Source organism: Vibrio sp. 11-4(1) (assembly GCF_013048625.1).
GTDB lineage: Bacteria > Pseudomonadota > Gammaproteobacteria > Enterobacterales > Vibrionaceae > Vibrio > Vibrio diabolicus.
On record NZ_VHSY01000003.1, the window covers coordinates 122,443 to 148,543 of the forward strand.

The 26,101-nt window shown below is 46.2% G+C and carries 24 protein-coding genes and 1 other RNA gene; 7 read left to right on the top strand and 18 right to left on the bottom strand.

Features of this window, described 5'->3' with window-relative positions; all coding sequences use genetic code 11:
* From murD to rsmI, 9 genes are all read right to left on the bottom strand, one after another.
* Positions 1–1,314 carry a UDP-N-acetylmuramoyl-L-alanine--D-glutamate ligase gene (murD, locus tag FKN16_RS06900; protein ID WP_170902349.1) on the bottom strand — a complete coding sequence of 438 codons (1,314 nt, stop codon included), beginning with the start codon at positions 1,312–1,314 and terminating at the stop codon, positions 1–3.
* 39 nt (positions 1,315–1,353) lie between these two features.
* The gene (gene mraY, locus FKN16_RS06905) at positions 1,354–2,436 is read right to left on the bottom strand and encodes a phospho-N-acetylmuramoyl-pentapeptide-transferase (protein WP_005458164.1); all 1,083 of its coding nucleotides are present in this window, start codon (positions 2,434–2,436) and stop codon (positions 1,354–1,356) included.
* The gene (gene murF, locus FKN16_RS06910) at positions 2,436–3,800 is read right to left on the bottom strand and encodes a UDP-N-acetylmuramoyl-tripeptide--D-alanyl-D-alanine ligase (protein ID WP_170902350.1); all 1,365 of its coding nucleotides are present in this window, start codon (positions 3,798–3,800) and stop codon (positions 2,436–2,438) included. Before murF ends, mraY begins: the two co-directional genes overlap by 1 nt.
* Positions 3,797–5,278, bottom strand: coding sequence for a UDP-N-acetylmuramoyl-L-alanyl-D-glutamate--2,6-diaminopimelate ligase (gene murE / locus FKN16_RS06915; protein WP_170902351.1), 1,482 nt, complete (start codon positions 5,276–5,278; stop codon positions 3,797–3,799). The genes murF and murE overlap by 4 nt, the downstream gene beginning before the upstream one ends.
* 62 nt (positions 5,279–5,340) lie before the next feature.
* On the bottom strand, positions 5,341–7,134 hold the full coding sequence (locus tag FKN16_RS06920; RefSeq protein WP_170902352.1) for a penicillin-binding transpeptidase domain-containing protein: 1,794 nt from the start codon (positions 7,132–7,134) through the stop codon (positions 5,341–5,343).
* Positions 7,131–7,448, bottom strand: a complete 318-nt coding sequence (gene ftsL, locus FKN16_RS06925; RefSeq protein ID WP_005396451.1) for a cell division protein FtsL — start codon at positions 7,446–7,448, stop codon at positions 7,131–7,133. The genes FKN16_RS06920 and ftsL overlap by 4 nt, the downstream gene beginning before the upstream one ends.
* 5 nt (positions 7,449–7,453) lie before the next feature.
* The gene (gene rsmH, locus FKN16_RS06930; RefSeq protein ID WP_006743238.1) at positions 7,454–8,404 is read right to left on the bottom strand and encodes a 16S rRNA (cytosine(1402)-N(4))-methyltransferase RsmH; all 951 of its coding nucleotides are present in this window, start codon (positions 8,402–8,404) and stop codon (positions 7,454–7,456) included.
* Positions 8,405–8,633: 229 nt separating this feature from the next.
* Positions 8,634–9,061, bottom strand: an RNA gene (gene rnpB, locus FKN16_RS06935) — RNase P RNA component class A.
* A 167-nt stretch (positions 9,062–9,228) separates the two neighbouring features.
* Positions 9,229–10,092 (bottom strand): 16S rRNA (cytidine(1402)-2'-O)-methyltransferase, encoded by an 864-nt coding sequence (gene rsmI, locus FKN16_RS06940; RefSeq protein ID WP_170902353.1) that lies wholly within the window; start codon positions 10,090–10,092, stop codon positions 9,229–9,231.
* Between the two features lie 68 nt (positions 10,093–10,160).
* Between rsmI and FKN16_RS06945 the strand changes: the two genes are divergently transcribed.
* Genes FKN16_RS06945 through FKN16_RS06960 form a run of 4 tightly spaced genes read left to right on the top strand, consistent with a single transcriptional unit; the run spans position 10,161 to position 13,608 of the window.
* Positions 10,161–11,972 carry a penicillin-binding protein activator gene (locus FKN16_RS06945; RefSeq protein ID WP_048626628.1) on the top strand — a complete coding sequence of 604 codons (1,812 nt, stop codon included), beginning with the start codon at positions 10,161–10,163 and terminating at the stop codon, positions 11,970–11,972.
* The gene (locus FKN16_RS06950; RefSeq protein ID WP_012842156.1) at positions 11,959–12,327 is read left to right on the top strand and encodes a YraN family protein; all 369 of its coding nucleotides are present in this window, start codon (positions 11,959–11,961) and stop codon (positions 12,325–12,327) included. Before FKN16_RS06945 ends, FKN16_RS06950 begins: the two co-directional genes overlap by 14 nt.
* Before the next feature lie 3 nt (positions 12,328–12,330).
* A complete protein-coding gene (locus tag FKN16_RS06955; protein ID WP_005372901.1) occupies positions 12,331–12,921 on the top strand; it encodes a phosphoheptose isomerase in 591 nt (196 codons plus the stop codon).
* Between the two features lie 21 nt (positions 12,922–12,942).
* On the top strand, positions 12,943–13,608 hold the full coding sequence (locus FKN16_RS06960; protein WP_005396458.1) for a BON domain-containing protein: 666 nt from the start codon (positions 12,943–12,945) through the stop codon (positions 13,606–13,608).
* A 70-nt stretch (positions 13,609–13,678) separates the two neighbouring features.
* Here the strand turns inward: FKN16_RS06960 and sspB are convergent, their stop codons facing one another.
* The 8 genes from sspB to zapE form a co-directional block, all read right to left on the bottom strand.
* Positions 13,679–14,164: a ClpXP protease specificity-enhancing factor gene (gene sspB / locus FKN16_RS06965; RefSeq protein ID WP_031780550.1), complete on the bottom strand. Its 486-nt coding sequence runs from the start codon at positions 14,162–14,164 to the stop codon at positions 13,679–13,681.
* 17 nt (positions 14,165–14,181) lie between these two features.
* The gene (sspA, locus tag FKN16_RS06970; protein ID WP_005372897.1) at positions 14,182–14,817 is read right to left on the bottom strand and encodes a stringent starvation protein SspA; all 636 of its coding nucleotides are present in this window, start codon (positions 14,815–14,817) and stop codon (positions 14,182–14,184) included.
* Between the two features lie 96 nt (positions 14,818–14,913).
* Positions 14,914–15,651 (bottom strand): cytochrome c1, encoded by a 738-nt coding sequence (locus FKN16_RS06975; protein WP_104969053.1) that lies wholly within the window; start codon positions 15,649–15,651, stop codon positions 14,914–14,916.
* Positions 15,648–16,913 (bottom strand): cytochrome bc complex cytochrome b subunit, encoded by a 1,266-nt coding sequence (locus FKN16_RS06980; protein ID WP_005372880.1) that lies wholly within the window; start codon positions 16,911–16,913, stop codon positions 15,648–15,650. Before FKN16_RS06980 ends, FKN16_RS06975 begins: the two co-directional genes overlap by 4 nt.
* Positions 16,913–17,503 (bottom strand): ubiquinol-cytochrome c reductase iron-sulfur subunit, encoded by a 591-nt coding sequence (gene petA / locus FKN16_RS06985; RefSeq protein WP_005396462.1) that lies wholly within the window; start codon positions 17,501–17,503, stop codon positions 16,913–16,915. The genes FKN16_RS06980 and petA overlap by 1 nt, the downstream gene beginning before the upstream one ends.
* Positions 17,504–18,121: 618 nt before the next feature.
* Positions 18,122–18,514 carry a 30S ribosomal protein S9 gene (rpsI, locus tag FKN16_RS06990; protein ID WP_005372876.1) on the bottom strand — a complete coding sequence of 131 codons (393 nt, stop codon included), beginning with the start codon at positions 18,512–18,514 and terminating at the stop codon, positions 18,122–18,124.
* Between the two features lie 15 nt (positions 18,515–18,529).
* The gene (gene rplM / locus FKN16_RS06995) at positions 18,530–18,958 is read right to left on the bottom strand and encodes a 50S ribosomal protein L13 (RefSeq protein ID WP_012842158.1); all 429 of its coding nucleotides are present in this window, start codon (positions 18,956–18,958) and stop codon (positions 18,530–18,532) included.
* A gap of 250 nt (positions 18,959–19,208) precedes the next feature.
* Positions 19,209–20,312, bottom strand: coding sequence for a cell division protein ZapE (gene zapE / locus FKN16_RS07000; protein ID WP_170902354.1), 1,104 nt, complete (start codon positions 20,310–20,312; stop codon positions 19,209–19,211).
* Positions 20,313–20,507: 195 nt separating this feature from the next.
* On the opposite strand from zapE, the gene zapG reads away from it, so the two are divergent.
* From zapG to degS, 3 genes are all read left to right on the top strand, one after another.
* On the top strand, positions 20,508–20,951 hold the full coding sequence (gene zapG, locus FKN16_RS07005) for a Z-ring associated protein ZapG (RefSeq protein ID WP_005395919.1): 444 nt from the start codon (positions 20,508–20,510) through the stop codon (positions 20,949–20,951).
* A 203-nt stretch (positions 20,952–21,154) separates the two neighbouring features.
* Positions 21,155–22,522: a Do family serine endopeptidase gene (locus tag FKN16_RS07010; protein ID WP_170902355.1), complete on the top strand. Its 1,368-nt coding sequence runs from the start codon at positions 21,155–21,157 to the stop codon at positions 22,520–22,522.
* A gap of 190 nt (positions 22,523–22,712) precedes the next feature.
* Complete coding sequence (degS, locus tag FKN16_RS07015; RefSeq protein WP_170902356.1) at positions 22,713–23,777, top strand: outer membrane-stress sensor serine endopeptidase DegS; 1,065 nt, start codon at positions 22,713–22,715, stop codon at positions 23,775–23,777.
* A gap of 38 nt (positions 23,778–23,815) precedes the next feature.
* Here degS and parC read toward each other — a convergent pair whose 3' ends face one another.
* Positions 23,816–26,101 (bottom strand): DNA topoisomerase IV subunit A, encoded by a 2,286-nt coding sequence (parC, locus tag FKN16_RS07020; protein WP_006743360.1) that lies wholly within the window; start codon positions 26,099–26,101, stop codon positions 23,816–23,818.

Here is a 26,101-nt window from a genome sequence, read left to right on the forward strand (position 1 = left end):
TTATGCATATTTCTGAGCAAGAGTAGCGAAAGCATCACCTCTTGCCATAAAGTTGTCGAATTGATCAAAGCTAGCACATGCAGGAGACAGCATCACCATATCACCTGGTTTTAACTGCGAAGATACTTGTTGAATCACATCTTCCATGGTGTCGAAACGTATTGCAGATTCATGCAGTGGCATAAAGTCATCGCCATCAGCGCCAAAGCAGCACAGTTGCAAGTTAAGCGTCGCGAAGATCGGTTTTAATGGCGAGAAGTCAGCACCTTTGCCAACACCACCAACGAGCAAGTAGAGCTTACCTGTCGACTCCAAACCAGATAGCGCAGCCATAGTGCTGGCTATATTAGTTGCTTTAGAGTCATTCACCCATTTTACGCCTTGATTATCCGCAACCACCTGGCATCGGTGTGTCAGTCCCGTGTAATTTTTAAGTGCATTCAATGCGTTGTGATAGTCTACGTCCGCAGCTTTTAATAGCGCTAAAGCAACCAGAGCGTTAGATAAGTTGTGCTTACCAACCAACTTAAGCTCATCACTTGCGACAACTCGTTGACCGTGATCGAGTAGCCAAGTACGGTTGCCATCCACCTCGAGACCAAAGTCCTGATTGTCGCTGCCAAATGTCACCAATGGCATCTCTGCGTCTGGGAAGGTTTCCAGATCATCACGGTTCACGACCGCAAGAGCAGCATGGTTAAAAATACGCAACTTGGCTTGTCGATAGTCAGACATGCCTTGATAACGGTCCATATGATCTTCAGAAAGATTCAGAAACGCAGCGGCTTTGAGCTTTAAGCTTGACGTCGTTTCTAACTGGAAGCTTGAGAGTTCAAGCACATACAGGTCTGCGTCATGTTCTAGTAAATCCAATGCAGGAACGCCTATATTGCCACCAACGCCAACTTCCAAACCCGCGGCCTTGGCCATCACGCCAGTGAGATCGGTGACTGTGCTCTTACCGTTTGAGCCCGTAATCGCAATCACCGGTTTCTGCACCGCCCAGGCGAATAACTCAATATCACCAACTACTGCCGTGCCTTTTGCTAATACGGCTTGGATCTCTGATGTCGCTAGCGCAATACCAGGGTTGGTCACGATAAGATCAGCGTCAGAAAGCCAGTCTGTATTCCAACCACCACTATGCAGTTGAACACCTTCCGGCAAGCGCTCTGCACCCGGAGGGTTTACGCGAGTATCAATGACTTTGACCACAAGCTGTGGCTGATTTTTTCTTAGGTGTTTAACGACAGAGAGCCCGGTAATACCGAGCCCTACGACGACAACACTATGTATGTTTTGCCAACGTTCCATATTTGATCACACTGTAAATCTTGTTCTTGGAAAGTGCGATTAACGCACTTTCAATGTCGCAAGACCAATCAGAACAAGAACCATAGAAATAATCCAGAAGCGCACGATTACGCGAGGTTCTGGCCAACCTTTCAATTCGTAGTGGTGGTGAATCGGTGCCATACGGAAGATCCGCTGACCACGCAGTTTGTATGAACCCACCTGTAGAATTACCGACAGCGTTTCCATCACAAACACACCGCCCATGATCACCAACACCAACTCTTGACGAACGAGAACAGCAATAGTGCCTAATGCGCCGCCAAGCGCTAGTGAGCCGACATCACCCATGAACACTTGTGCTGGATACGTGTTAAACCACAAGAAACCAAGGCCTGCACCGACGATTGCTGTACATACGACAACCAACTCAGAAGCATGTGGTAGGTATGGAATATGAAGGTATTCAGAGAAGTTAACGTTACCCGTCGCCCATGCAATAACCGCGAAGCCTGCAGCAACAAGAACCGTTGGCATGATTGCCAAACCGTCTAGACCATCGGTCAGGTTAACCGCGTTACTCGTACCGACAATCACAAAGTAAGTCAGGATAATGTACATCAAACCAAGTTGCGGCATGACGTCTTTAAAGAATGGCACCACGAGCTGAGTGGCTGCAGTGTCTTTACCGTAAGCGTACAATGCAAAAGCCACGACAAACGCGATCAACGATTGCCAGAAGTACTTCCAACGCGCGATCAAACCATCGGTATTTTTGCGCACCACTTTACGATAATCATCAACAAATCCGACTGCACCGTAGCCAAGCAAGACCGTCAATACTGCCCATACATATGGGTTGGATAAGTCAGTCCAAAGCAAGATTGTGATTGAGATGGCCGCTAAGATCATGATACCGCCCATCGTTGGAGTACCACGCTTACTAAAGTGAGATTCAGGACCTTCGTTACGTACCACCTGACCAATTTGCAGCATTTGCAAACGCTTGATCATGATTGGTCCCATCCATAATGACAGACCCAGAGCGGTTAATACGCTTAGAATTGCTCGAAAAGACAAGTATTCAAACAATCGGAAAAAAGACAGGTATGGCTGTAGCAGCTCGGCAAGCCAAATAATCATTAATAATACTCCTTCAAAGCAGCAGCGACTTCAAACATACGTGCACCGTTCGCTCCTTTCACCAAAATCGTATGGTTTTCAGGAACGGCTTGGTCTAGATGCTGCTTGATGTATTCAATCATCTCTTGGTGCGTCTCAAAATGAATGCCTTGGCAAAGCTCACTGATCACCTTGGCGTCTGCACCATATGTGAGAACATGTTCAAATTTTTGTGGGGCAGCATGTTCCCCGACTTGACGATGAAGTGCAAGACTTTCCTCGCCCAATTCCGCCATATTACCTAAAATCAGCCAGCGCTGACCTGGGAAAGCAGCCAATAAGTCAACCGCCGCTTTCATGGCTGGCACGCTTGCGTTGTAGCTGTCATCAATCAATTTGATTTTTTCGCTCAGCGCTTCAACCTCGACGCGACCTTTCACTTTGTTTAAATGTTTAAGGCCAGCGCGAACCTCTTCTAATGTGGCGCCCATTTGTAACGCAATGATAGAAGCTGCGATTGCATTCGCCACGTTGTGTTGACCTATAATACCCAGAGACAGTTCAATTTCTTGTGAGCTTGCTGCGATATGTAGGTTAAAGCTGGCCTCTCCCGCGGCATTCATCACGATATTTGATGCATAGTAATCAGCCGCAGAATTACTTTGTGAGAAGGTGATAACTTCCTTATCCGCCAGCACGCTTTCCCACTTTGTTTCGCCATTGCTGTCTAAATTGACAATAGCAATACTACCTGCAGCAAGACCTTGGTAAATTTCACCTTTGGCTTGTTTCACGCCATCAATAGAACCAAAGCCTTCAAGGTGCGCGGCGGCTACATTATTCACTAACGCGATATCTGGTTTTACTAACTGCGTTGTGTAAGCAATTTCACCGATATGATTAGCACCAAGCTCAATCACGGCATAATCGTCATCCTGCTGTGAGCGCAATAACGTCAACGGAACACCAATATCATTATTGAAGTTACCTGCAGTAAACAGCACTTTGCCTTTCAATTGCAGAATGCTCGCGACCATTTCTTTGACGGTCGTTTTACCACAACTGCCTGTGATGGCAACGGTAGGTGTTTGGCAAGTTTGATGCACCCAAGAGGCTAACTCACCCAGTGCCATTTTGGTGTCCGACACCACGACTTGTGGCACATTCACATCTAAACGTTTTTGTACGAGTAAAGCACCAGCGCCTGCATCCACCGCTTGCTGGCAAAAGTTGTGCGCATCAAAGCGCTCACCCACCAGCGCAACAAATAAAGCACCGTTGTCAATCGCTCGTGTATCAGTAGAAACCGCGTCGATAAGTAGATCATCGTCGAATAGCTCACCGCGAGTGATGTTGGCAATTTGAGATAACGTTACTTTGATCATAAGGACAATCCTAAAAGCTGCATAGCAGACTCACGGTCGGAGTAATGAATCGTTTCGCCATTCCGAATTTGATAATCTTCGTGGCCCTTACCCGCTAACAAGATGATGTCTTTTGGCGAAGCATTCTCAACCGCATAAGACAGTGCTTTGAAACGATCATGCTGCACAATCGCTTCGGCAGGTTTTGACAGCCCGGATAACATGTCTTTTACAATCTGAACCGGATCTTCACTGCGTGGGTTATCGTCAGTCAACACCACTCTGTCGCCTAGACGCTCTGCAATTTCCGCCATCATTGGGCGCTTACCTGCATCGCGATCGCCTCCGCAACCAAAAATAGCCCACAGCTGCCCCTCACAATGAACTCGTAAAGCTTGCAGTGCTTTTTCTAGTGCATCTGGAGTATGGGCATAATCGACCACGACTTTGGCACGATCCTCGGTTTGGAATAACTCCATTCGGCCGAGTACAGGTTGTAACTGACCTGCGGTTTCGAGTAACGCTTGTTTATCCTTACCCAAGCTTAATAAGGTCGCAAAAGCGAGCATTATGTTGGTTGCGTTAAACTCACCAATCAGTGGCGCGTGCAATTGACCTGAGCCAAATTTACCATCAAATTGGATAGTAATCCCCGACTCCGCGTAACGGACATCTGTCGCCCAAATAGCGCTTTCAAATTCAGTGTTCGGTTTGAGTGACACCGCAATCGCATTGCTTAACTGCGACGCCCATGCATGACCGACTTCATCATCGATATTGATAATGGCACGTTCACATTGATGTTGTGTAAACAACCCCAGCTTTGCATTGGCGTACTCTTCCATCGTGCCATGATAATCTAGGTGATCACGACTTAGATTAGTAAACACACCCGCCGCAAACGACAACGCCTTGACACGGCCTTGCGTTAAGCCATGAGAAGAGACTTCTAGCGCGGTGTATGCGGCTTGTTGATTTGCGAGAGAAGAGAGCGTTTTCTGAATTTCTACAGCATTCCCTGTTGTATTCGCGGCTTGCTGTAAATTGTCGAGAAAACCATTTCCCGTCGTGCCCATCACTGCCGCGTTGTGGCCAAGTAGCTCTAGCCATTGTGCAATTAGCTGAGTAATGGTGGTTTTGCCGTTGGTACCGGTGACACCAATCAAATCCATATCTGGGTAAGCATAGAGCTTTCCAGCGATTGCAGATAAACGTTGATCCAACGTATCGAGGTAAATAACGGGAACGTCATCGATGATTTCCACCGTGCTGTGTGCTTTTACATCACAGGCTTGCGCTAGAACCGCATTGGCCCCTTGCTCAATGGCAGAAGCAATGAAGTTACGCCCATCCACAACATGGCCAATCACCGCGACAAACGTGGTTCCAGGTTGAACTCTTCGGCTGTCGAGCTCCAATTCAGAAACAAGAACGGACGATAAGCTAGGGCAATCCACCCAAGGGGAAAGCAGCACGTCCATACTGATGGCTTTAGTCATATTTGTTCTCCGAGCTTTGGCTCAGGTTTTCTTAATTTTGTTTGCTCAGTAAGCCACTCGGCTTACTGCTGGAATTTGTTTTCGTCTGGTGCAACATTGAGTATTTGTAGCGCGCCTTTCATGATTTCAGAGAAGACAGGAGACGCTACCGAACCACCATAGTAATCATCACCTTGAGGCTCGTTTACGATCACAACCAATGCAATTCGCGGATCGCTAACCGGAGCAAGCCCTGCCGTATAAGTGATGTACTCATCGCTGTATCCACCAGCAGACGCTTTACGTGAGGTACCTGTTTTGGCTCCCACTCGATAACCAGGAACTGCCGCTCGACGAGCTGAGCCTCCTTTTTGGGTTACGGTTTCCAGCATGTCCAAGACCTGGCGTGCGTACTTTGCACTCACTACTTGGCGCGACATGTCATGATCATTGCTTTCGATAATATGGATTGGCTCGTATTTGCCGAGATTTCCAAGCGTCGCATAGGCATGCGCTAACTGGATTGGCGTTATCGATAGACCATAACCAAACGCAATAGTGGCACGTTCAATAGGAGACCATCGCGTTCGTGTCGGGAAGATACCAGTCACTTCCCCAACGAGGTTCAGACCAGAAAGCTCACCAAAACCCACAGAGCTGTACAGACCGAGCAGCGCCTCTACTGGCATTTGCATTGCCAGCTTCGTCACACCGATGTTACTCGATTTTTTGAGGATCGTGGTCAAGCTCGCTTTACCCACGCGGGATACATCTCTTACTCGGCTACCACCTAAACGAAGTACACCATTACCGGTATCTACGACGGTATCTTTATCGGCTACCCCATTTTCTAAGGCGGCTAAAATAACGAAAGGCTTAATGGTGGAGCCTGGCTCCATCGAGTCCGTGATCACTCGGTTACGCATTTTATAGCTTTGCCAGTCGCTACGATTGTTAGGGTTGTAGGAAGGCGCATTCACCATGGCCAATACGGCGCCGGTTTTCACGTCCAACATAACAACGGAGCCTGACGTGGCGCGATGGTCCGCAACGGCTTGTTTAATCGCACGATAAGCAATCGCCTGTAGGCGCTGGTCGATTGTCAACTGGAGTGACTTACCTTCTTGCTTGTCTTGCCACGCAATGTTTTCTACGACGCGACCATAACGGTCTTTACGAATGGTTTTCTTACCTGCGGCGCCAGTAAGCCACTCATCGTAGCTACGCTCAACACCCTCTAGACCATGCCCATCAATCCCCGTCACCCCAACTAAGTGAGCACTAACCTCACCGGCAGGATAGTAACGACGAGATTCTGACTTAAGACCCACACCAGGCAGCTTTAGCTCACGAATATAGTTCGCCATGGCTGGACTCACTTGGCGCTGCAAGTAAATAAAGCGGCGCTTTTCATTGTGCTTGATCTTGTCTATCAACCCTTGTCGGTCAACACCAAGAACATCCGCTAATGCATACCAACTCTTGGTCTGGCTTAAGGCATTTTCTTTAAATATCGTCGCGGGATCCGCCCAAACGGCCTCAACAGGCACACTGACAGCGAGCGGCTCACCATTTCGGTCCGAAATAATACCGCGTGCAGAAGGAATGGATTTCACACGAACCGAGCGTAGGTCACCTTGTTTAATCAGGTTATCCGGTTCAATGATTTGAATATAGGCTACGCGCGCCACCAAAAGTGCAAATGCACAAAAGACAAAAAACAGTAATAGATGGAAGCGCCAACGAATCAGAAAGGATTCTTCAACCGCCACTTTCACTGCTTTTTTCTCGGTTTTCGTATCCCCCGAAGCGTTTTTTTCTTTCGCGACAGGTTTACGCTTGTTGCTTGGTTTCGTGTTGGTTTTCTTTCTAATCATTTGAGCGTGACAACCACTTCTTTATCGCCATCAGGTCGTTTCATTTCAAGTTCTTTTTTGGCAAGGTCTTGAACACGACTGTGTTCCGCGAGGGCCGTTTCTTCCAACATCAGGTTGCGCCATTCGCTATCTAAACGCTCTCGTTCAACCAAAGTGTGATCTTTTTCGGTGATCGCTTGACGCGCATGGTGGGTAGCAAATACCACTCCCATTGCCGATGCCACGATCAATAGCAACAACACTAATGGCCAGCGACCAACGGTGATAAGATCCGTTGCAATCAACTTAGCAAGGTTAGGAGTGGGTTTCGTCATAATAATTAAAGCTTTTCTGCAATTCTTAGCACAGAGCTGCGCGAACGAGGGTTCATTTCAATTTCTTGTTTGCTTGGCTTAATCGCTTTGCTCACCGCTTTCATATTCGCACTACCAAGAGCACGAATTTGCTCTTCAGTCATTGGAATGCCGTGTGGCACTTCAGGTCCTTTGCTCTCTTTACGGATAAAACGTTTGACCATACGGTCTTCCAGAGAGTGGAAACTGATGACAGATAAACGACCTTCAGGAGCCAGAATGCTTGCCGCACCTTTTAGTGCCGTATCAATTTCTTCTAACTCACTGTTGATGTAAATACGAAATGCCTGGAACGCACGAGTCGCAGGGTGTTTTTTCTCTTTAAAGCTTTTGGGTGCAGCATCTGAGATCAGCTTCGCGAGCTGGCCAGTACGTACCAGTGGTTCATTTTCTTCGTCTTCACGGTAGGCAACAATCGCTTTGGCAATGCGGCGCGCGTGTTTGTCTTCACCAAACTCACGAATCACCCAAGTAATATCATCTAAGTCAGCTTCCATTAGCCATTGAGATACGGGAATACCTGATGTTGGGTCCATACGCATATCTAGCGGGCCGTCTTTCATAAAGCTAAAGCCACGCTCTGCGTCGTCTAACTGCGGAGAAGAAACACCTAAATCCAGTAGAACGCCATCAACTTTGCCAACCAAGTCATACTCTTCAGCATACTCAGCAATACCAGAAAATGGACCATGAATGATGGTGAAGCGAGGATCATTGATTTTGCCTGCTTCAGCTATCGCTTGAGGGTCACGATCGATACTGTACAGTCGGCCGTTTTCGCCGAGTTTAGATAAAATAGTCCGGCTGTGACCGCCACGGCCAAATGTTCCATCGATATAGATACCGTCAGGTTTGATAGCTAAGCCATCAATGGATTCATTTAATAACACGGAAATATGTTGGAAGGTTTCGGTCATAGCTTTCTCGTTGAATGATCTTGAAGCGATTTTAAGATATGTTGCTCTCTCATGCTGAATATTTATAGCAAAAGATCAACCTACCATAGTGTACTGATTTCCCACATCATCGCCACCTCAAGTCTAAAGTCAGACGTGATTTAACGCCAAGTTTATTGGTAATGACAGGGTTTGCGTCAATAAAATGCAAAAAACCCATCACTACAAAAAGTAGTGATGGGTCTCGAATAGTTGGAGTCGACACATAAGCCGGGTTCTGTTCCGCTTGCGCGGCGGTAGCCATTCGTCTAGGCCAGCAATCGCTCACTGGCTCAAGCAACCTACCCGCCTCCTTACGCGAGCAACGCAATGTGGAGGCCTATTTGGTCTTGCTCCGGGTGGAGTTTACCCTGCAACGAACTATTGCTAGTCGTCCGGTGCGCTCTTACCGCACCCTTTCACCCTTACCTGTGCCCTAGGGCCATCGGCGGTCTTCTCTCTGCTGCACTTGTCGTAGGCTTGCGCCCCCCAGGCGTTACCTGGCACCCTGCTCTATGGAGCCCGGACTTTCCTCCCCTTTACCAGTCTCCCGAAGGACGTCAACGTCAGTCTCCCAAAGGACTTCAACGTCAGTCTCCCGAAGGACATCAGTAAAGCAGCGACTACCCAGTCAACTCCGAGGGCGGATTGTATAGAGTTATCTACTCAGAGTCTAGTGAGATCACAGATATGATGAAATGAATGCATTGAGTGGTGTTTTTTTAACCTAACCATCAAGCATTGAGCCTAAAAAAGGCCGATATTTTCACATCGACCCGCTTTACCATGTGTCTCGTTAGCCGTGCTTAGTCTAAGTTTTCTAAGCCCCACTTATACAACGCATTCTTCTTCAAGTTATGAATTTCTGCCACCAAAGCCGCTGCTTTTTTCAAAGGCAGCTCTTTGGTTAAAATCCCTAATGTACGCAAGGCATCATCTGGCAGTGAATCGTCCGCGGTTTCACGATGACCATGTACCAACAATACCATTTCGCCACGCTGTTGGTTATCGTCATTTTTCACCCACTCAATTAACTCGCCTAATGGCATACCTTGAATGGTTTCAAAAGTTTTCGTTAGTTCTCTCGCCAACACGACTTCTCTATCTGGGCCAAGAACGTCTAACATGTCTTGTAGAGAGTCCAAAATACGGTGCGGTGACTCGTAAAAAATACACGTACGCTCTACCGAAGCAATCTCTAGGAATTTATCCTTACGGCCTTTGCTTTTCGGTGGTAAAAAGCCTTCGAAGCTAAAGCGATCGGATGGCAAGCCTGATGCACTTAACGCCGTAATGACCGCGCAAGCACCAGGAAGCGGCACAACTCTAACGCCCGCTTGACGACATTTTGTCACCAAATGGTATCCTGGGTCGCTGATAAGTGGCGTACCAGCGTCAGAAACTAACGCTATAGACTGACCGGAAAGCAGCTTTTCTACCAAAACCTGTGCTTTTTGCTGCTCATTATGATCATGCAGAGCAAAAGTTTTGGTTTGAATATTGAAGTGAGACAGTAATTTACCCGTATGTCGAGTATCCTCAGCAGCAATGATGTCCACCGTCGACAGAATTTCGATAGCACGTTGGGTGATATCCGCTAAATTTCCGATTGGAGTCGGTACGATATAGAGAGTTGGCCCCTCATTCGGCAACTTATTTTTATCTGTCATTTGTTTACCATCACTTCAACGATTAATATAGAGACAATTTTGTACAAAATTATAGAGAACTCACGGCAATGATTAACCATAAGAGACTCAGTGTACCACGCATACTTACTCCTGTTGCACTAGCAATTACGCTCGCCGCCTGTTCTTCAGGTCCAAGACAGCCTGATGGCGTTGATGTAACACTTGAGCCTACTCAGTCTGTTCAGAACTATATGATCCAAGCTGATAGCACGGAAGGCAGTTTACAAAATGACTGGTTGATCATGGCAACCAAAGCCGCTATTCAAGCGAACCAGTTTGATCAAGCAGAACTGTTGATCAAACGTCTGGCTCGACAACAGTTGACCGAAGTTCAGCAAGCGGAGTGGCAACTGGCGCGTGCGACCATACAGCAAAAGCAAGGTAATTACTCGCAGTTGCTGCAATTGTTAAACTTTAAACCTTGGTGGAAATTGCCAAACGAGCAATGGAAAGACTATTACTTGATGCGTGCCGACGCTTATCAAGGCCTTAACCAAGCGTTTGAAGCAAACCGCCAGCTGGTTGCATTTGGTCAATACGCCTCGTCAGCAGAGCAGAGGGAAATCTCTAGCCGTATTTGGATGAACTTTGGCAGCTACTCAGAATATGAACTCACCTCATTAGAAACAGAGCCGAATGAGGATGTTCTAGACGGCTGGCTTCAGCTGGCTGTTTATGCAAAAACGCTATCGGGCAACCTGTCCCAACTTAAAAATACGCTAGAGCGCTGGTTAAGCGAAAACCCTTCGCACCCTGCTGCTATCTATACACCAGAAGAGATTCAAAACATTCTCTCTCTTGATATCGTGAAGCCAAACAATACTGCTTTATTGCTGCCGCTGACGGGTAAGTTCTCGCCACAAGCGCAATTAATTCGTGATGGTTTTGTGTTTGCGATGATGAATGATCGTAATCGAGATCCTAGTGCAACACTTACGGTGATTGACACCAATGCGTATAACGCTGACCAAATTAAACAACGCTTGATCAATGAAAACATCGATTTTGTTGTTGGCCCTCTAGAAAAAGAGAACGTGGAGTTGTTGCACACAACCATGGATGGCTCAGCAAATGGCCCTACCATTCCAGCCCTTGCGCTAAATATCCCCGAGGATGTGCAACCAGATAGCAATATTTGCTACTTGGCATTATCACCGGAACAAGAAGCCGCACAAGCTGCAAAACACTTGTTCAGCGAAGGCTACAACTTCCCTCTTATTCTTGCACCAAAAGGCAGCTTTGGAGAGCGTGTAACTGAGGCTTTCAACAAAGAATGGCGAAAGTACAGCTCTAACAAAGTCGCAGCAAGTTACTTTGGTGACAAGCGCCAACTTCAAAAAGACATCAATGAAGTATTTGGCCTGCAAGAGAGCAAGCAGCGTATCGCCCAGATGCAATCATTAATGCGAATTAAGCTTGAAACACAGCCACGTAGCCGTCGTGATGTTGATGCGGTTTATATCGTAGCTAGAAGCACTGAGCTGACTTTGATCAAGCCGTTTATCGAAGTAGCGATTAACCCTGATGCGAAAGCACCACAAATCTTCTCTAGTTCGCGTAGCAACAGTGGCGGCGCGACATACGAAGATCTAACAGGCATCATCTACAGCGACATTCCATTGCTGATTGACCCAGATCCTAGCGTGACCGCTGAAATGAACGAGCTTTGGTCAGAGCAATCTAACATGGAAAAACGTTTGAAAGCACTCGGTATGGATGCATATAAATTGATCGGTGAACTTCCACAAATGAAGGTCGTTCCTGGTTACTCAGTCGGTGGCCAAACCGGTATTTTAAGTATCGACAACAACTGTGTTGTACAGCGTGAATTGAGCTGGGCTGAGCGTGGGGCTCTTTAGTAAGCGCCAAATCGGAAATCAATATGAAGCTCTGGCGAAGCACTATTTGCAACGCCAGGGCTTGCGCTTTATTGAACAAAATTTCCTGACCAAGGTCGGTGAGATTGATTTAATCTTCCAACAAGGTGAAACTATCGTGTTTGTTGAAGTCAAATATCGTAAGAACGATCACTTTGGCTCAGCAGCAGAAATGGTAACGCACGCAAAAATGCGCAAGCTAATCAAAACTGCACAAGTTTGGCTTAGCCAACAAAAGCGCTTAAAACACAATATCGATTATCGGTTTGATGTCATCGCTATTCATGACAATGGGCGAGATATCAACTGGATAGAAAACGCAATCTCTGAAGGATAAGCGATGCTAGACAGCATTAAAGACAGCTTTACAGAAAGTATTCAAATTCAAATCGCAGCAGCAGAGGCGCTGCCCGATGCCATTACTCACGCGGCCCAAGCGATGGTCTCAAGCTTGCTCAATGGCAACAAAATTTTATGTTGTGGTAATGGCGGCAGTGCTTCAAACGCTCAACAATTTGTTTCTTGTCTTTTAAACCGTTTTGAAACTGAGCGCCCTAGCCTACCTGCAATGGCCTTAACAGCCGATAATACAACCCTGACCGCTGTTGCAAACGACTACCACTACCAGGAAATTTTCTCAAAACAGGTACGAGCGTTTGGCCAGCCAGGCGACATTCTGCTTGCCATGTCGACTAGCGGTAACAGCAAAAATATTATCAAAGCGATGGAAGCGGCCGTAACTCGAGACATGACGATTATCGCGCTAACAGGCAAAGATGGCGGTGAGATGGCAGGACTGCTTGGTGAGAACGACGTCGAAATTCGCATTCCATCACACCGCACTGCACGTATTCACGAAGTACATATGGTGACACTCCATTGTCTTTGTGATCTTATTGACCAGGTGCTTTTCCCTGCTCATGAAGAGTAACCAAGACTGAGGGTCAGAATTATGATACGTAGCCTCGTTATCTTATTAACAGCATTGAGTTTAAGTGGTTGCGCTGGCTTGTTTATCGCTGGCGCTGCAACCACAGCAAATATTGTCACGGACACACGCAGTACAAAACAAATTTGGCAAGACAACAACATCGAATTCGAAGTTGCGGCGATCGGTAATAAGGCGCCGTTTAAAGGTGAAGTTCGTGTGGTTGCCAGCTCCTACAACGGTACGGTTGTTCTTATGGGTCAGGCTCCAACGCAAGACCTTATTCATGCTTTAGAGCGAAGAGCTCGAGAAGTTAGTGGTGTGAAAGTCATACACAATCAAATCAAACAAAAAGAGCCACTCACTGTCACTCAAATTAGCAACGACAGTTGGATCACAACCAAAGTAAAATCAGCCTTGCTGACCGACTCTGAACTCAATGGCGTTAAGGTTAAAGTGATCACTGAAGACGGCGACGTTTTTCTGTTTGGTTATGTCACACCAGAGCAAGGCGAGCGAGCGACAGAAATCGCGCGTAATATCTCTGGCGTAAAACAAGTCATTAAAGGGTTCCAATATGGCGAAATGGAACCTGTTGAAGTGGACTTACCGAGTGACGGTGTACAAACAATAGAAAGTGAGACAAACGCGGAAAATGAAGCCAACGTCGAAGCATTTACGATTGAGTAATTGCGAAACATCACTTGAAAACACGTCAAGACACTAAAAAGAAAAAAAGCAGCGTTACGCTGCTTTTTTATTATTTAATCACTCTTAAGCTTGGTTTGCCTTTTGGTCGAGGAGCATCGTCCTCTTCGGCATCCGAATCAGAGGCTAACTCAGAAGGCTCATCGCTAACCGTTGTAAACGATGGGGATGATTCTTCCTCGGTCATCGCTTCTTCTTCGATGTGAGTGTACGCTTCTTCTGGTTCAAACATAGTACCAGCACCATTTTCACGGGCGTAAATCGCTTGGACAGCATACACAGGCACAATTACTGAGTGTGGACGGCCGCTAAAGCGAGCATGGAAGGTAATCGCATCATTACCTAACTCAAGATTACCCACCGCACGTGGTGCAATATTCAAAATAATTTGACCATCTTGAATAAACTCAACCGGTACACGTACGCCCGGCATCGTTGCATCCACCACCAAGTGAGGAGTCAAGTCATTGTCTACTAGCCAATCGTAAAATGCACGAAGCATATACGGACGGCGAGCAGTCATTTTTGCAATATCCATAACGTGTTTAAAATCACTTAGCGAACTAGGCGCATTTCACGTTCAGCTTCAGTTAAAGAAGCAAGGAACGAATCACGTTCAAATACGCGGTTCATGTACACCTTGATTTCTTTTGAACCAGGGCCAACCAGATCGATACCAAGTTGAGGCAGACGCCACAATAATGGAGCTAGGTAACAGTCGATCAAGCTGAATTCTTCGCTCATGAAGTACTCATATTCAGCAAAAATTGGCGCTAATGTTAGAAGATCATTACGCAGCTTTGTGCGTGCTTTTTCTGATTCTTCCGCATTACCTTTCATCACTTTTTCAGCGAGTGAATACCAGTTGCGTTCGATACGGTACATCATCAAGCGGCTGTTGCCACGAGCAACAGGGTAAACCGGCATTAGAGGTGGATGAGGGAAACGCTCGTCCAAGTACTCCATGATGATTTTTGAATCGTAAAGAGCTAGCTCACGGTCAACAAGAGTTGGCACTGATTTATATGGGTTTAGCTCAACAAGCTCAGCAGGAAGGTTTGCTTCGTCAACAAGCTCAACTTCAACACTTACGCCTTTTTCAGCTAGTACAATGCGAACCTGATGGCTATACAAATCTGATGCACTTGAGAAAAGAGTCATCACAGAACGTTTATTGGCAGCTACAGCCATGGAGCCCTCCAGTACACTTACAAATAAAAACAATGGAGGCTAAGCCTCCATTGTACATCAATTAAAATTGGGAATTAGCACGGTATTTTAGCACAATTAATGCACATCGCGCCAATACTCTTTCTTGAGCATCACGACAACGATGGTTAGAAGCACTAAGAAGCCCATTACCCACCAACCTAAAGCATGACGCTCAAGCTGCACTGGGTCACCTGAATAAACCAAGAAGTTCACTAGGTCACCAACCGCTTTGTCGTATTCGCCTTCGCTCAGCTCACCCGTACCATCTGTTTCAGTACCAACAACAACTTGTACTTCTTCGCCATCTACGATTTTCGTATCGTAAATCGGCGTCGGGATACCTTGTAGCTCTTCGAGCACATGTGGCATACCAACACTCGGGAAGACAATGTTGTTCACGCCGAATGGACGAGATGGATCAACATAGAAAGAGCGTAAGTAAGTGTATAACCAATCAGCACCACGAACTCGTGCAACCAACGTAAGATCTGGTGGTGGAGCACCAAACCAGTTTGCCGCTTGCTTCGGTGGCATTGCATTGACCATTAGATCACCGATTTTCGCTTCAGGATTGAAAATCAGGTTTTCTTTCATTAAGTCTGCTGGAATTTCCAAGTCTGTTGCTACACGCTCATAACGCTGATACTGCGTTGAGTGACAAGCAAAACAGTAGTTCATGAACAACTTCGCACCGTTTTGTAGCGAAGCTTTATCCGTTAGGTCAACATTCGCTTTATCAAGCGGAACGTTAGCCCCCGCTGCCATCGCTAGTGATGGCAACATAGCAAATAGAATTACAATCCACTTCTTCATTTGAATGTCACCCTCTCTGGTAATGGTTTGGTTGCTTCATTTTTGCTGTAGAAGAACAGCAACACAAAGAACATGAAGTAACACAAGCTAAAGATCTGAGATAGTAGTGTGTACGTTGGTGTTGCAGGTAACGCACCTAAAATACCCAGAGCGATAAAGGCGATAGTGAACTGTACAATATTCAACAGATGAAGTTTGCTACGGTAACGGTATGAACGAACTTTACAACGATCCAACCAAGGTAGAACAAACAGCACTGCAATTGACGCACCCATTAGGATAACACCTAATAGTTTGTCTGGAACCGCACGTAAGATTGCGTAAAACGGCGTGAAGTACCATACCGGAGCAATGTGCTCTGGTGTCTTCAGTGGGTTTGCAGCTTCAAAGTTAGGCGGTTCAAGGAAGTATCCTCCCATTTCTGGGTTAAAGAACAGCACGTAACAGAAGAAGAACAAGAAACCAGCCACACCAACTAAGTCCTTAACCGTACCGTATGGGTGGAAAGGAATAGAGTCGATAATGTCGTATTTCTTCGTGTAGTAATCGTGGAACTTGAACTGTGTCTTGTAATCATCGCCCATTGAACCTTTTGGTAGCTTAGTTTCGATACCATCAGGGTTGTTTGAGCCGACTTCGTGCAGCGCCAATACGTGCAGAACCACAAGAAGAAGCAGAACGATAGGCAGTGCAATAACGTGTAGTGCGAAGAAACGGTTTAACGTTGCACCAGAGATGATGTAGTCACCACGGATCCAAAGCGTTAGATCATCACCGATAACAGGAATCGCACCAAACAAAGAAATGATTACCTGCGCACCCCAGTATGACATCTGACCCCATGGCAGTAGGTAACCCATGAATGCTTCAGCCATTAGAACGAGGAAGATCAACATACCGAAGATCCACAGTAGTTCACGAGGTTTTTGGTATGAGCCGTAGATCAGGCCACGGAACATGTGCAAGTACACAACAACGAAAAACGCAGATGCGCCAGTTGAGTGCATGTAACGTAGAAGCCAACCGTACTCTACATCACGCATGATGTACTCGATAGAAGCAAACGCACCGTCACCAGAAGGAACGTAGTTCATCGTTAGCCAAATACCCGTTAGGATTTGGTTAACCAGAACCAGCATCGCCAGAGAACCGAAAAGGTACCAAAAGTTGAAGTTCTTAGGCATTGGGTATTCAGACAAATGCTTTTTATAAGCATTCATTGCAGGAATACGCTTTTCAACCCAGTCTAACATTGCTTGCATTATGCATCCCCCTCATCAACACCCACAATGAGCTTGGTGTCGCTCAAATACATGTGCTTAGGAACGACAAGGTTCAATGGAGCAGGTACCCCTTGGAACACTCGACCAGCCATATCGAACTTAGAACCATGACAAGGACAGAAGAAGCCAGATCTTACGCCCTGGACCTGCTCTGAGAAAGAGTCTGGTAGATAGGTTGGTGAACAACCTAGGTGAGTACAGAAACCAACAGCGACAAAAAACTCTTCCTTAATCGAACGAAACTCATTCTGAGCGTACTCAGGCTGCTGTTCCATTTCAGATTGCGGATCACGAAGCTTATCGCCGATCGTTTTTAAGTTATCTAGAACGCTTTGAGTGCGGCGAACAATCCATACAGGTTTCCCCTGCCACTCGACACGAACCAGCTGACCTGGTTCAATTTTACTTATATCCACTTCCACCGGAGCACCTGCCGCTTTGGCTTTAGCACTCGGATTCCATGATTTGATAAAAGGCACGGCGACGGCGACTGCCCCTAACCCACCAACAACTGCCGTTGTAGCGGTTAGAAAACGCCTGCGACCGTTATTTAAAGGCGCGTTGCTCATCCAAACATTCTCCCATTTGCTCCCTTTGGATCGTTATTATTCCGCTTATAAGAGCATGGCTAACAAACAATGAATTTAGTTCTATTTATTGGAGGGAAATGATAAAGAAAACCCTACTTTTTGACAAGATAAAGCTACCTTTTTGTAACATTTGTGAGGCAAATCGCTCGCGTCGTCACAAAAGCGGCAGAATTATAAAAAATTGATGTGATTTGTAACAAGAAAGCACAACATGGTAGTTCTGCTGAAAGCTATTCAAACCTTTTATCTTGGTAGTTTTCAGTTAATTACACAGCAAAATATTTCTTAGTGCGCATTCAACTTACGTTGTTTGTATTTTCACTTTTGTAGCACGCCGCATACGCAAAAAAGACGAGTAGGCATTTTAAAACATGTTGCAGGGATATTAAGACGTAAAGGCACCCACAGCAGATAAATAAGCTTATAACGTATGGTAAGGAAGAAGACTTACTCTGAGCCTAGTTATAAGTGAATACAAATGGATATTGATAGGCAGGTATTATTTCTTTAAAAACAAAAAAGCCCGGCATAGAGCCGAGCTTTTGGTACACAGTTTCCAGAGTAACTCTGAAAAGCAGAATTTCCAATAAGAGGAAATTAACGCTTAGAGAACTGTGGACGACGACGTGCTTTACGTAGACCAACTTTCTTACGTTCAACGCAACGAGCGTCACGAGTAACGTAGCCAGCTGCGCGTAGAGCAGGACGTAGAGACTCATCGTATTCCATAAGCGCGCGAGTGATACCGTGACGGATAGCACCAGCTTGACCAGAAATACCGCCGCCTTTAACTGTTACGTAAAGGTCTAGCTTTTCAGTTAGTTCAACAAGTTCTAGAGGTTGTTGTACAACCATGCGAGCTGTTGGACGACCGAAGTATTCGTCAAGGTTACGCTTGTTTACTACAATGTTGCCGCTGCCTGGTTTAATAAAAACACGTGCAGCTGAGCTTTTGCGACGGCCAGTGCCGTAGTATTGATTCTCTGCCATTTTCGAAATCCCCAATTAGATGTCTAGTACTTGTGGTTGTTGAGCAACATGGTTGTGCTCAGCGCCTGCGTAAACTTTAAGCTTACGGTACATAGCACGGCCTAGAGGACCACGTGGAAGCATGCCTTTAACTGCAAGCTCAAGAACCATCTCAGGTTTACGATCGATCAACTTTTCAAAAGTGATAGATTTTAGACCACCTGGGAACTCAGAGTGACGGTAGTACACTTTGTTCTTAGCTTTGTTACCAGTTACAGCAACTTTCTCAGCGTTGATAACGATGATGTAGTCACCAGCGTCAACGTGAGGAGTGTATTCAGCTTTATGTTTGCCACGTAGGCGAGATGCAATTTCACTTGCTAGACGACCAAGAGTTTTACCTTCAGCGTCTACAACGTACCAGTCGCGTTTTACAGTTTCTGGTTTAGCAACGAAAGTTTTCATGCTAATAATAACCCGTTAATTAAAATTTAAACTTTAAGGAACACCGTTCTGGTGCTCCCACACTGTCTAAGAGCCCAGTCATCACCCCTTCGAGTCGTTGGTACTCTCGACCTTCAATTTCGAAATAACTTCGATAATCCGGTCTGCAGTAACGGTGGGTCGCAGGATTATAGAGAAGAGCGAAGAAAAAATCACCTTTTTTTGCGCCAAATCACTAATTTTTTCTTCACTTTTTAAGAACCCACTAGATTTAGGCCAAATGCTCACGCGCGAGGTACTCATGACTTTGCATCTCAGTGAGCCGAGACAAGCAGCGCTTAAATTCAAACTCGAGCTGCCCCTCAATATATAAGTCTTCCATTGGCACTTCAGCAGAAATAATCAACTTCACATTGCGCTCGTAAAACTCATCGACCAGTGCAATAAAACGTCTCGCTGCATCATCTATTTTACGATTCATCTGTTGAACGTCCGCCAGTAATACCGTGTGATAAATTCGGGATAGCTCAATATAGTCATTTTGACTGCGAGCGGTTTGGCATAACTGAGTAAAAGACGCATGCAGAACCCCATCACTCGCTTCAATTACCTCAAGCTGACGGTGATTAACTTCGATTTGATGAGCGACGATCTGACGTTCGCCCGTCAGCTGCTGATAATACTTGTTGAGGTTAATGTTGGCCTGTTCATCAAGTGGATAATGGTATATTTCGGCCTGTTCAAGCGTTCTTAAGCGATAATCAACGCCACTATCAACATTCAACACGTCACAGCGTGCCAAAATCATATCAATTGCAGGCAAAAAGCGCGCTCTTTGTAAGCCATTACGATATAAGTTCTGCGGTTCGATGTTTGAAGTCGCGACTAGGATCATCTGCCGCTTGAACATCTCTTGGAGTAACGTTGCAAGGATCATCGCATCCGTAATGTCAGAGACAAAAAATTCATCAAAGCAAACCACATCCGCTTCTTCTTTGAATTTATCCGCTACTTTTGCTAGCGGATTTTCGACATCACCTAACAGCTTCAACTCATCATGTACTCGATACATGAAGCGGTGAAAGTGTACGCGCATTTTTCTTTGGGTTGGTAAAGCATCAAAAAACGCATCCATGAGGTACGTTTTACCGCGTCCGACTCCTCCCCAAAAGTAAAGACCTTTTGGGGGTTCAGGCATGTCGATTTTTTTCCCCATGAGCTTTTGCCATTTGGAAAGCTGGGGCACAGGAGCTGACTGAAATTCAACGATAGCATGGTAAAGCTTATCTAATGCAACGACCGCTTGATACTGAGCTTCATCACGCTGAAACCCGTGTTCTGCTATGTCTTTTTGATATTGTTGTAGTGGTGTCATCGTATTAAGTCGTATAGAGGTACTGGGAAAAGGGTTACCTCGGGGTCAACTTTGAGAATAGAGAGAAGTAGTTATCAGTCCCCGAAGACATACTGCTATTTTTCTTTATCGGCTGTTCAAGCCATAGTAACATGGACTAGCACCGCGTGTAACTAAGTAGTAAAAGACTTGTTAAAACAACTATAAGGAGCAGTTATGCCTTGGATTTATGCCATTGTGGGTTTGCTGGTCGGTACAATCGTAGGCGTAGTCATTAGTAGACTAACCACCCCTGAATACAAGAAACAAAAGTCTGTGCAGAAAGAACTTGAAGCGGCCAAGTTTGAACTAGAGCAACAACGTCAAGAGCTCGTCGATCATTTTGCACAAACCGCAGAAATGTTGGATACACTAGGTAAAGATTACACCAAGCTGTACCAACATATGGCTAAGACCTCTTCTGAGCTTTTGCCAAACTTGCCAGAGCAAGACAACCCGTTTGATAAGAAAACGGCAATGTCTTCTGAAGCTATTGCAGAAGATCAACCAGAGTTTAACGAACAGCCAAAAGACTACGCCAATGGCGCAACGGGTCTTTTAAAGGATCAAGAGAAAGAAATCATTAATGCTCCCGAAGCGGTAACCGCAAAAGCATCATAACCTTCTCTTACCTCTACCTACTAGGGCCGATACATTTGTATCGGCCCTTTTTTGAACTTTTTCTTCTTACCTTTGCTCTAACTTGGATGTGAACTGCCTCCCCCTTTGATTATCCGAACTAGGCCCTATATTAGTTATTAACAAAGTGAACTAACCGTTCGGATATTTCTTTTTGGCAGACATGTTTCAAGAGGAGTTATTGGATGAAAAAACCACTGCTTGCGCTCACCGTTCTATCTCTGAGTTTGGGCTCTATTATTGCGCCAGTTCAAGCCACCGCCGCATTACCTTTAAATGTGGATGGCCAACAGTTACCTAGCTTGGCGCCCATGCTTGAGAAAGTAACCCCTGCTGTTGTGAGTATTGCTGTAGAAGGCAAACAAGTACAAACCAGCCGTATTCCCGAACAATTTCAATTCTTCTTTGGACCGGACTTTCCGATGGAGCAAAGGCGCGAGCGCCCGTTCAGAGGTTTAGGTTCTGGTGTCATTATTGATGCGAAAAAAGGGCATATCGTCACTAACTACCACGTAATCAAGGGCGCGGATGAGATTCGAGTTCGCCTCTATGATGGTCGCGAGTATGACGCTACGCTCGTTGGCGGCGATGAGATGGCCGATGTTGCGTTGCTTAAATTAGAAAAAGCGAAAAACTTAACGCAAATTAAAGTCGCAGATTCCGACAAACTTCGCGTAGGTGACTTTACGGTTGCGATTGGTAACCCATTCGGACTCGGTCAAACCGTGACGTCGGGCATCGTCTCAGCGTTAGGCCGTAGTGGCTTAAACGTTGAAAACTTCGAAAACTTCATCCAAACCGATGCCGCAATTAACAGCGGTAACTCTGGTGGTGCATTGGTCAACCTTAATGGTGAGCTGATCGGTATTAATACTGCGATTTTAGGCCCTAACGGCGGTAACGTGGGGATTGGCTTTGCGATTCCATCAAACATGATGAAAAACCTCACCGACCAAATTCTAGAGTTTGGTGAAGTCAAACGCGGCATGTTGGGTGTGCAAGGTGGCGAAGTAACCTCTGAGCTAGCTGATGCACTGGGTTACGAGTCGAGTAAAGGGGCCTTTATTGGTCAAGTCGTACCGGACAGCGCAGCCGATAAAGCTGGATTGAAAGCCGGTGATGTAATTGTATCGGTAAACGGCAAAGCGATTAATACTTTCTCAGAGCTCCGCGCAAAAGTAGCAACGCTGGGCGCAGGAAAAGAAATCACATTAGGTGTGGTTCGAGATGGTAAGAATAAAACCTTTGATGTAACGCTTGGCGAATCTACAAATATGAAAGCCAAAGCCGAAACATTACACGAAGGGCTCAAGGGTGCGGAATTAAGCAATACGACACCAAGTGATGCAATTCAAGGCGTTAAAGTATCGAGCGTTGCAGATAACTCTCCGGCTGCTCAATATCAATTACAGCAAGGTGACATCATTATCGGTGTGAACCGCCAGCGCGTGAAAAACCTTGCTGAGCTTCGTGCAATAGTGGATAAGCACAAAGGCGTATTGGCTCTGAATATTCAGCGTGGCGAACGTACTATTTATCTTGTTATTCGTTAGTCACTTTCAAAGTGATAGGAAATAAGGTTTTCGATGCATAGCATCGAGTAATAAGCCTCGAATACTTTTCCTTATCGCTCAATAGCTAATGAAAAGGGCAGCACGATTCCGTGCTGCCCTTTTGTTATTTTTCAATGTAATGCTATTCTTCATCTTCTATGCCATTTTGGCGCTCATGCATGGAGAGGATATGCTCAGCTTTTTATTACGTTCTGTCTTTTTAGGCTTGGCTACTGCCGCAGTGGTATTACTGGCGGTGCCATCTTTGCGCCACAACGTAATTCCTGCCGCGCTAGATCCGCAACCTGTTAATATCGCGTCCGTTGAGTTGACATTTAATCAGGCGGTGCGAAGAGCAGCACCTGCCGTAGTAAACATCTACAGCCGTAAATATGTTGAAAATGATCGCAGTAAACTCTCGACTCAAGGTCTGGGTTCAGGTGTCATTGTCAGTGAGAAAGGCTACATCATTACCAACTACCACGTGGTTGCTCAAGCAGACCAAATTGTTGTCGCATTACAAGACGGTAGAGCCGCGGCAGCTCAGCTAGTTGGCACGGATAAACGCACAGATATTGCCGTACTGCGTGTCGAAGGTTCGAACTTACCTGTTATCCCTCTGAACTCTAATTACAAGCCACAAGTGGGTGATGTGGTCCTAGCCATCGGCAACCCATACAACATTGGTCAAACCACAACGTTCGGCATTATTTCAGCAACAGGACGCTCATCTATTAGCGACGGTCGCCAAGCATTTATTCAAACCGATGCCGCCATCAATGAGGGGAACTCTGGCGGTGCTCTAGTGAATACACAAGGTGAGCTCGTCGGCATCAATACCGCCTCTTTCCAACAAGCGACTGATTTAGAAACTTACGGTATTTCCTTTGCGATCCCTGCGCCACTAGCCAGCAAGATCATGCAGAAAATCATCGCTGATGGTCGCGTGATTCGTGGCTATATTGGTATCGACGGCCAAGATATTAATGCGGTCACTGCTCGCCTACTTGGAAATGAACACATAGGTGGTATTGTCGTGCTTGGTATTGATCCAAATGGCCCAGCCAATGCAGCAGGCTTCCAAAAGCAGGACATCATTATCAGTATTGATGGCAATAAAGTGCAAGGGCGTCAGAGCGTCATGGATATCGTCACCGATTTACGTCCTGGCACCACCGTGGACGTCGGCATCATTCGCAAAGGAAAAGAGATGAGCTTGAAAGTCACCATTGCCGAAGACAAGCAAGAAGCATAAAAAATCCCAGCCATTGGCTGGGATTTTTTATTTGTGCGTTACTCGCTATCGCTCGGTGCTTCCGTCGTATCGGAATCATCCAGCTCAACTTCAATGCGAGTGACTCGCTGCAAACCTCTTGGTAATAACCCACCTCGGCGACCACGTTCGCCACGGAAGTTATCAAGGTCAGACGGTTTAAGACCCAATTTTCGCTTACCCGCGTACAACGTTAACGATGCACCTTTTGGTAAAGACATTAAGTGAGATAGTACTTCTTCTCGCTCTTTTGCTTTAGCAGCAGGAATGTTGATGATCTTATTCCCTTTACCTTTCGCCAGTTGTGGCAGGTCTTTGATTGGGAACAGCAGCATGCGACCTTGGTTAGTAATTGCTAAGATTTCATCAGAATCTAAATCTTCAATCGCTTTTGGCGTCATGACCTCAGAGTTAGCCGGCAAAGTGACCAGCGCTTTACCACTGCGGTTTTTAGACAGCAAATCAGCCCCTTTACATACAAAGCCGTAACCTGCATCAGAGCCCACCAGCCACAGCTGATCTTCTTCACTCATGATCACTTGGCGAATACTGCTACCAGCCGTAATATTCAAACGACCGGTAATCGGCTCACCTTGACTACGAGCAGAAGGCAGCGAGTGCGATTCCAGAGAGTAACTTCGACCGTCACTACCTAGGAATACCGCAGGCTGATTACTCTTACCTCGCGCATGCGCTAAGTATTTATCACCCGACTTATAGTTCAGGCCTTCTGCATCTACGTCATGGCCTTTCGCGTGACGAATCCAACCTTTCTCAGAAAGCACAACCGTGATTGGTTCGCTTGGAACAAGATCACGTTCAGTAAGCGCTTTTGCTTCTGCACGCTCAACCAATGGAGATCGACGGTCATCACCGTATTTCTCTGCGTCTGCTTTGATTTCTTTTTTCAGTAGTGTGTTTAGACGACGCTCAGAACCGAGCAGCTGTTCTAGCTTCTCGCGCTCTTTCTCTAGCTCGTCTTGCTCACCACGAATCTTCATCTCTTCTAGTTTGGCTAAGTGACGAAGTTTGGTGTCTAGAATCGCATCCGCTTGGATATCGGTAATACCAAAACGTGCCATCAATACCGCTTTAGGATCATCTTCAGTACGGATGATCTCAATCACTTCATCTAGGTTTAGGTAAGCAACCAACAAACCTTCCAAAATGTGTAAGCGAGCCATGACTTTGTCTAGGCGGTGTTGTAGACGGCGACGTACGGTCGTGCGACGGAACTCAATCCACTCTGACAGAATTTGCACCAGACCTTTAACTTGAGGACGATTATCCAAACCAATCATGTTCAAGTTAACGCGGTAGCTGCGCTCAAGATCCGTTGATGCGAACAAGTGGTTCATCAACAAATCACAATCGACGCGGTTTGACTTAGGTACCACAACGATACGCGTTGGGTTCTCGTGATCCGACTCGTCACGAAGATCGTCAACCATTGGTAGCTTCTTCGCACGCATCTGGTTGGCGATTTGCTCAAGCAGTTTTGCACCCGATACTTGGTGTGGCAGAGAGGTGATAACGATATCAGAACCTTCTTTGTGCCATACCGCGCGCATCTTGATGCTGCCGCGACCGTTGCGGTAAATCTTCTCAATATCCGCTTGCGGCGAGATGATTTCTGCTTCTGTTGGGTAATCCGGACCTTTAACATATTGCATCACGTCCGGCAGTTCTGCTTTCGGGTTGTCGATCAAATGAATAGTCGCATCTGCGATTTCACGAACGTTATGCGGTGGGATATCTGTTGCCATACCAACCGCAATACCGGTTACACCGTTAAGCAGGATATGAGGCAGACGTGCTGGCAACATTTGTGGCTCTTTCATTGTGCCATCAAAGTTAGGTTGCCATTCAACCGTACCCTGGCCCAGTTCGCCTAGCAATACTTCAGCAAACTTAGACAGTTTTGCTTCGGTATAACGCATTGCCGCGAATGATTTCGGGTCATCTGGCGCACCCCAGTTACCTTGACCATCCACTAATGGATAGCGGTAAGAGAATGGCTGAGCCATCAATACCATCGCTTCGTAACACGCTGAATCACCGTGCGGATGGTATTTACCTAACACGTCACCAACGGTACGTGCAGATTTTTTGTATTTTGCTGATGCAGAGAGACCAAGCTCTGACATCGCATAAATGATGCGTCGTTGAACCGGCTTTAAGCCATCACCAATGTATGGCAAGGCGCGGTCCATGATGACGTACATCGAGTAGTTCAGATAAGCGTCTTCAGTGAACTTGCGCATTGGCAATTGTTCGACGCCATCGTAGGTAATTTCTGTAGACAT

Bases quoted from the DNA above. Each gene is read 5' to 3' on its own strand.
- murD (WP_170902349.1), bottom strand. From the start codon at position 1,314: ATGGAACGTTGGCAAAACATACATAGTGTTGTCGTCGTAGGGCTCGGT.
- mraY (WP_005458164.1), bottom strand. From the start codon at position 2,436: ATGATTATTTGGCTTGCCGAGCTGCTACAGCCATACCTGTCTTTTTTC.
- murF (WP_170902350.1), bottom strand. From the start codon at position 3,800: ATGATCAAAGTAACGTTATCTCAAATTGCCAACATCACTCGCGGTGAG.
- murE (WP_170902351.1), bottom strand. From the start codon at position 5,278: ATGACTAAAGCCATCAGTATGGACGTGCTGCTTTCCCCTTGGGTGGAT.
- FKN16_RS06920 (WP_170902352.1), bottom strand. From the start codon at position 7,134: ATGATTAGAAAGAAAACCAACACGAAACCAAGCAACAAGCGTAAACCT.
- ftsL (WP_005396451.1), bottom strand. From the start codon at position 7,448: ATGACGAAACCCACTCCTAACCTTGCTAAGTTGATTGCAACGGATCTT.
- rsmH (WP_006743238.1), bottom strand. From the start codon at position 8,404: ATGACCGAAACCTTCCAACATATTTCCGTGTTATTAAATGAATCCATT.
- rsmI (WP_170902353.1), bottom strand. From the start codon at position 10,092: ATGACAGATAAAAATAAGTTGCCGAATGAGGGGCCAACTCTCTATATC.
- FKN16_RS06945 (WP_048626628.1), top strand. From the start codon at position 10,161: ATGATTAACCATAAGAGACTCAGTGTACCACGCATACTTACTCCTGTT.
- FKN16_RS06955 (WP_005372901.1), top strand. From the start codon at position 12,331: ATGCTAGACAGCATTAAAGACAGCTTTACAGAAAGTATTCAAATTCAA.
- FKN16_RS06960 (WP_005396458.1), top strand. From the start codon at position 12,943: ATGATACGTAGCCTCGTTATCTTATTAACAGCATTGAGTTTAAGTGGT.
- sspB (WP_031780550.1), bottom strand. From the start codon at position 14,164: ATGGATATTGCAAAAATGACTGCTCGCCGTCCGTATATGCTTCGTGCA.
- sspA (WP_005372897.1), bottom strand. From the start codon at position 14,817: ATGGCTGTAGCTGCCAATAAACGTTCTGTGATGACTCTTTTCTCAAGT.
- FKN16_RS06975 (WP_104969053.1), bottom strand. From the start codon at position 15,651: ATGAAGAAGTGGATTGTAATTCTATTTGCTATGTTGCCATCACTAGCG.
- FKN16_RS06980 (WP_005372880.1), bottom strand. From the start codon at position 16,913: ATGCAAGCAATGTTAGACTGGGTTGAAAAGCGTATTCCTGCAATGAAT.
- petA (WP_005396462.1), bottom strand. From the start codon at position 17,503: ATGAGCAACGCGCCTTTAAATAACGGTCGCAGGCGTTTTCTAACCGCT.
- rpsI (WP_005372876.1), bottom strand. From the start codon at position 18,514: ATGGCAGAGAATCAATACTACGGCACTGGCCGTCGCAAAAGCTCAGCT.
- rplM (WP_012842158.1), bottom strand. From the start codon at position 18,958: ATGAAAACTTTCGTTGCTAAACCAGAAACTGTAAAACGCGACTGGTAC.
- zapE (WP_170902354.1), bottom strand. From the start codon at position 20,312: ATGACACCACTACAACAATATCAAAAAGACATAGCAGAACACGGGTTT.
- zapG (WP_005395919.1), top strand. From the start codon at position 20,508: ATGCCTTGGATTTATGCCATTGTGGGTTTGCTGGTCGGTACAATCGTA.
- FKN16_RS07010 (WP_170902355.1), top strand. From the start codon at position 21,155: ATGAAAAAACCACTGCTTGCGCTCACCGTTCTATCTCTGAGTTTGGGC.
- degS (WP_170902356.1), top strand. From the start codon at position 22,713: ATGCTCAGCTTTTTATTACGTTCTGTCTTTTTAGGCTTGGCTACTGCC.
- parC (WP_006743360.1), bottom strand. From the start codon at position 26,101: ATGTCTACAGAAATTACCTACGATGGCGTCGAACAATTGCCAATGCGC.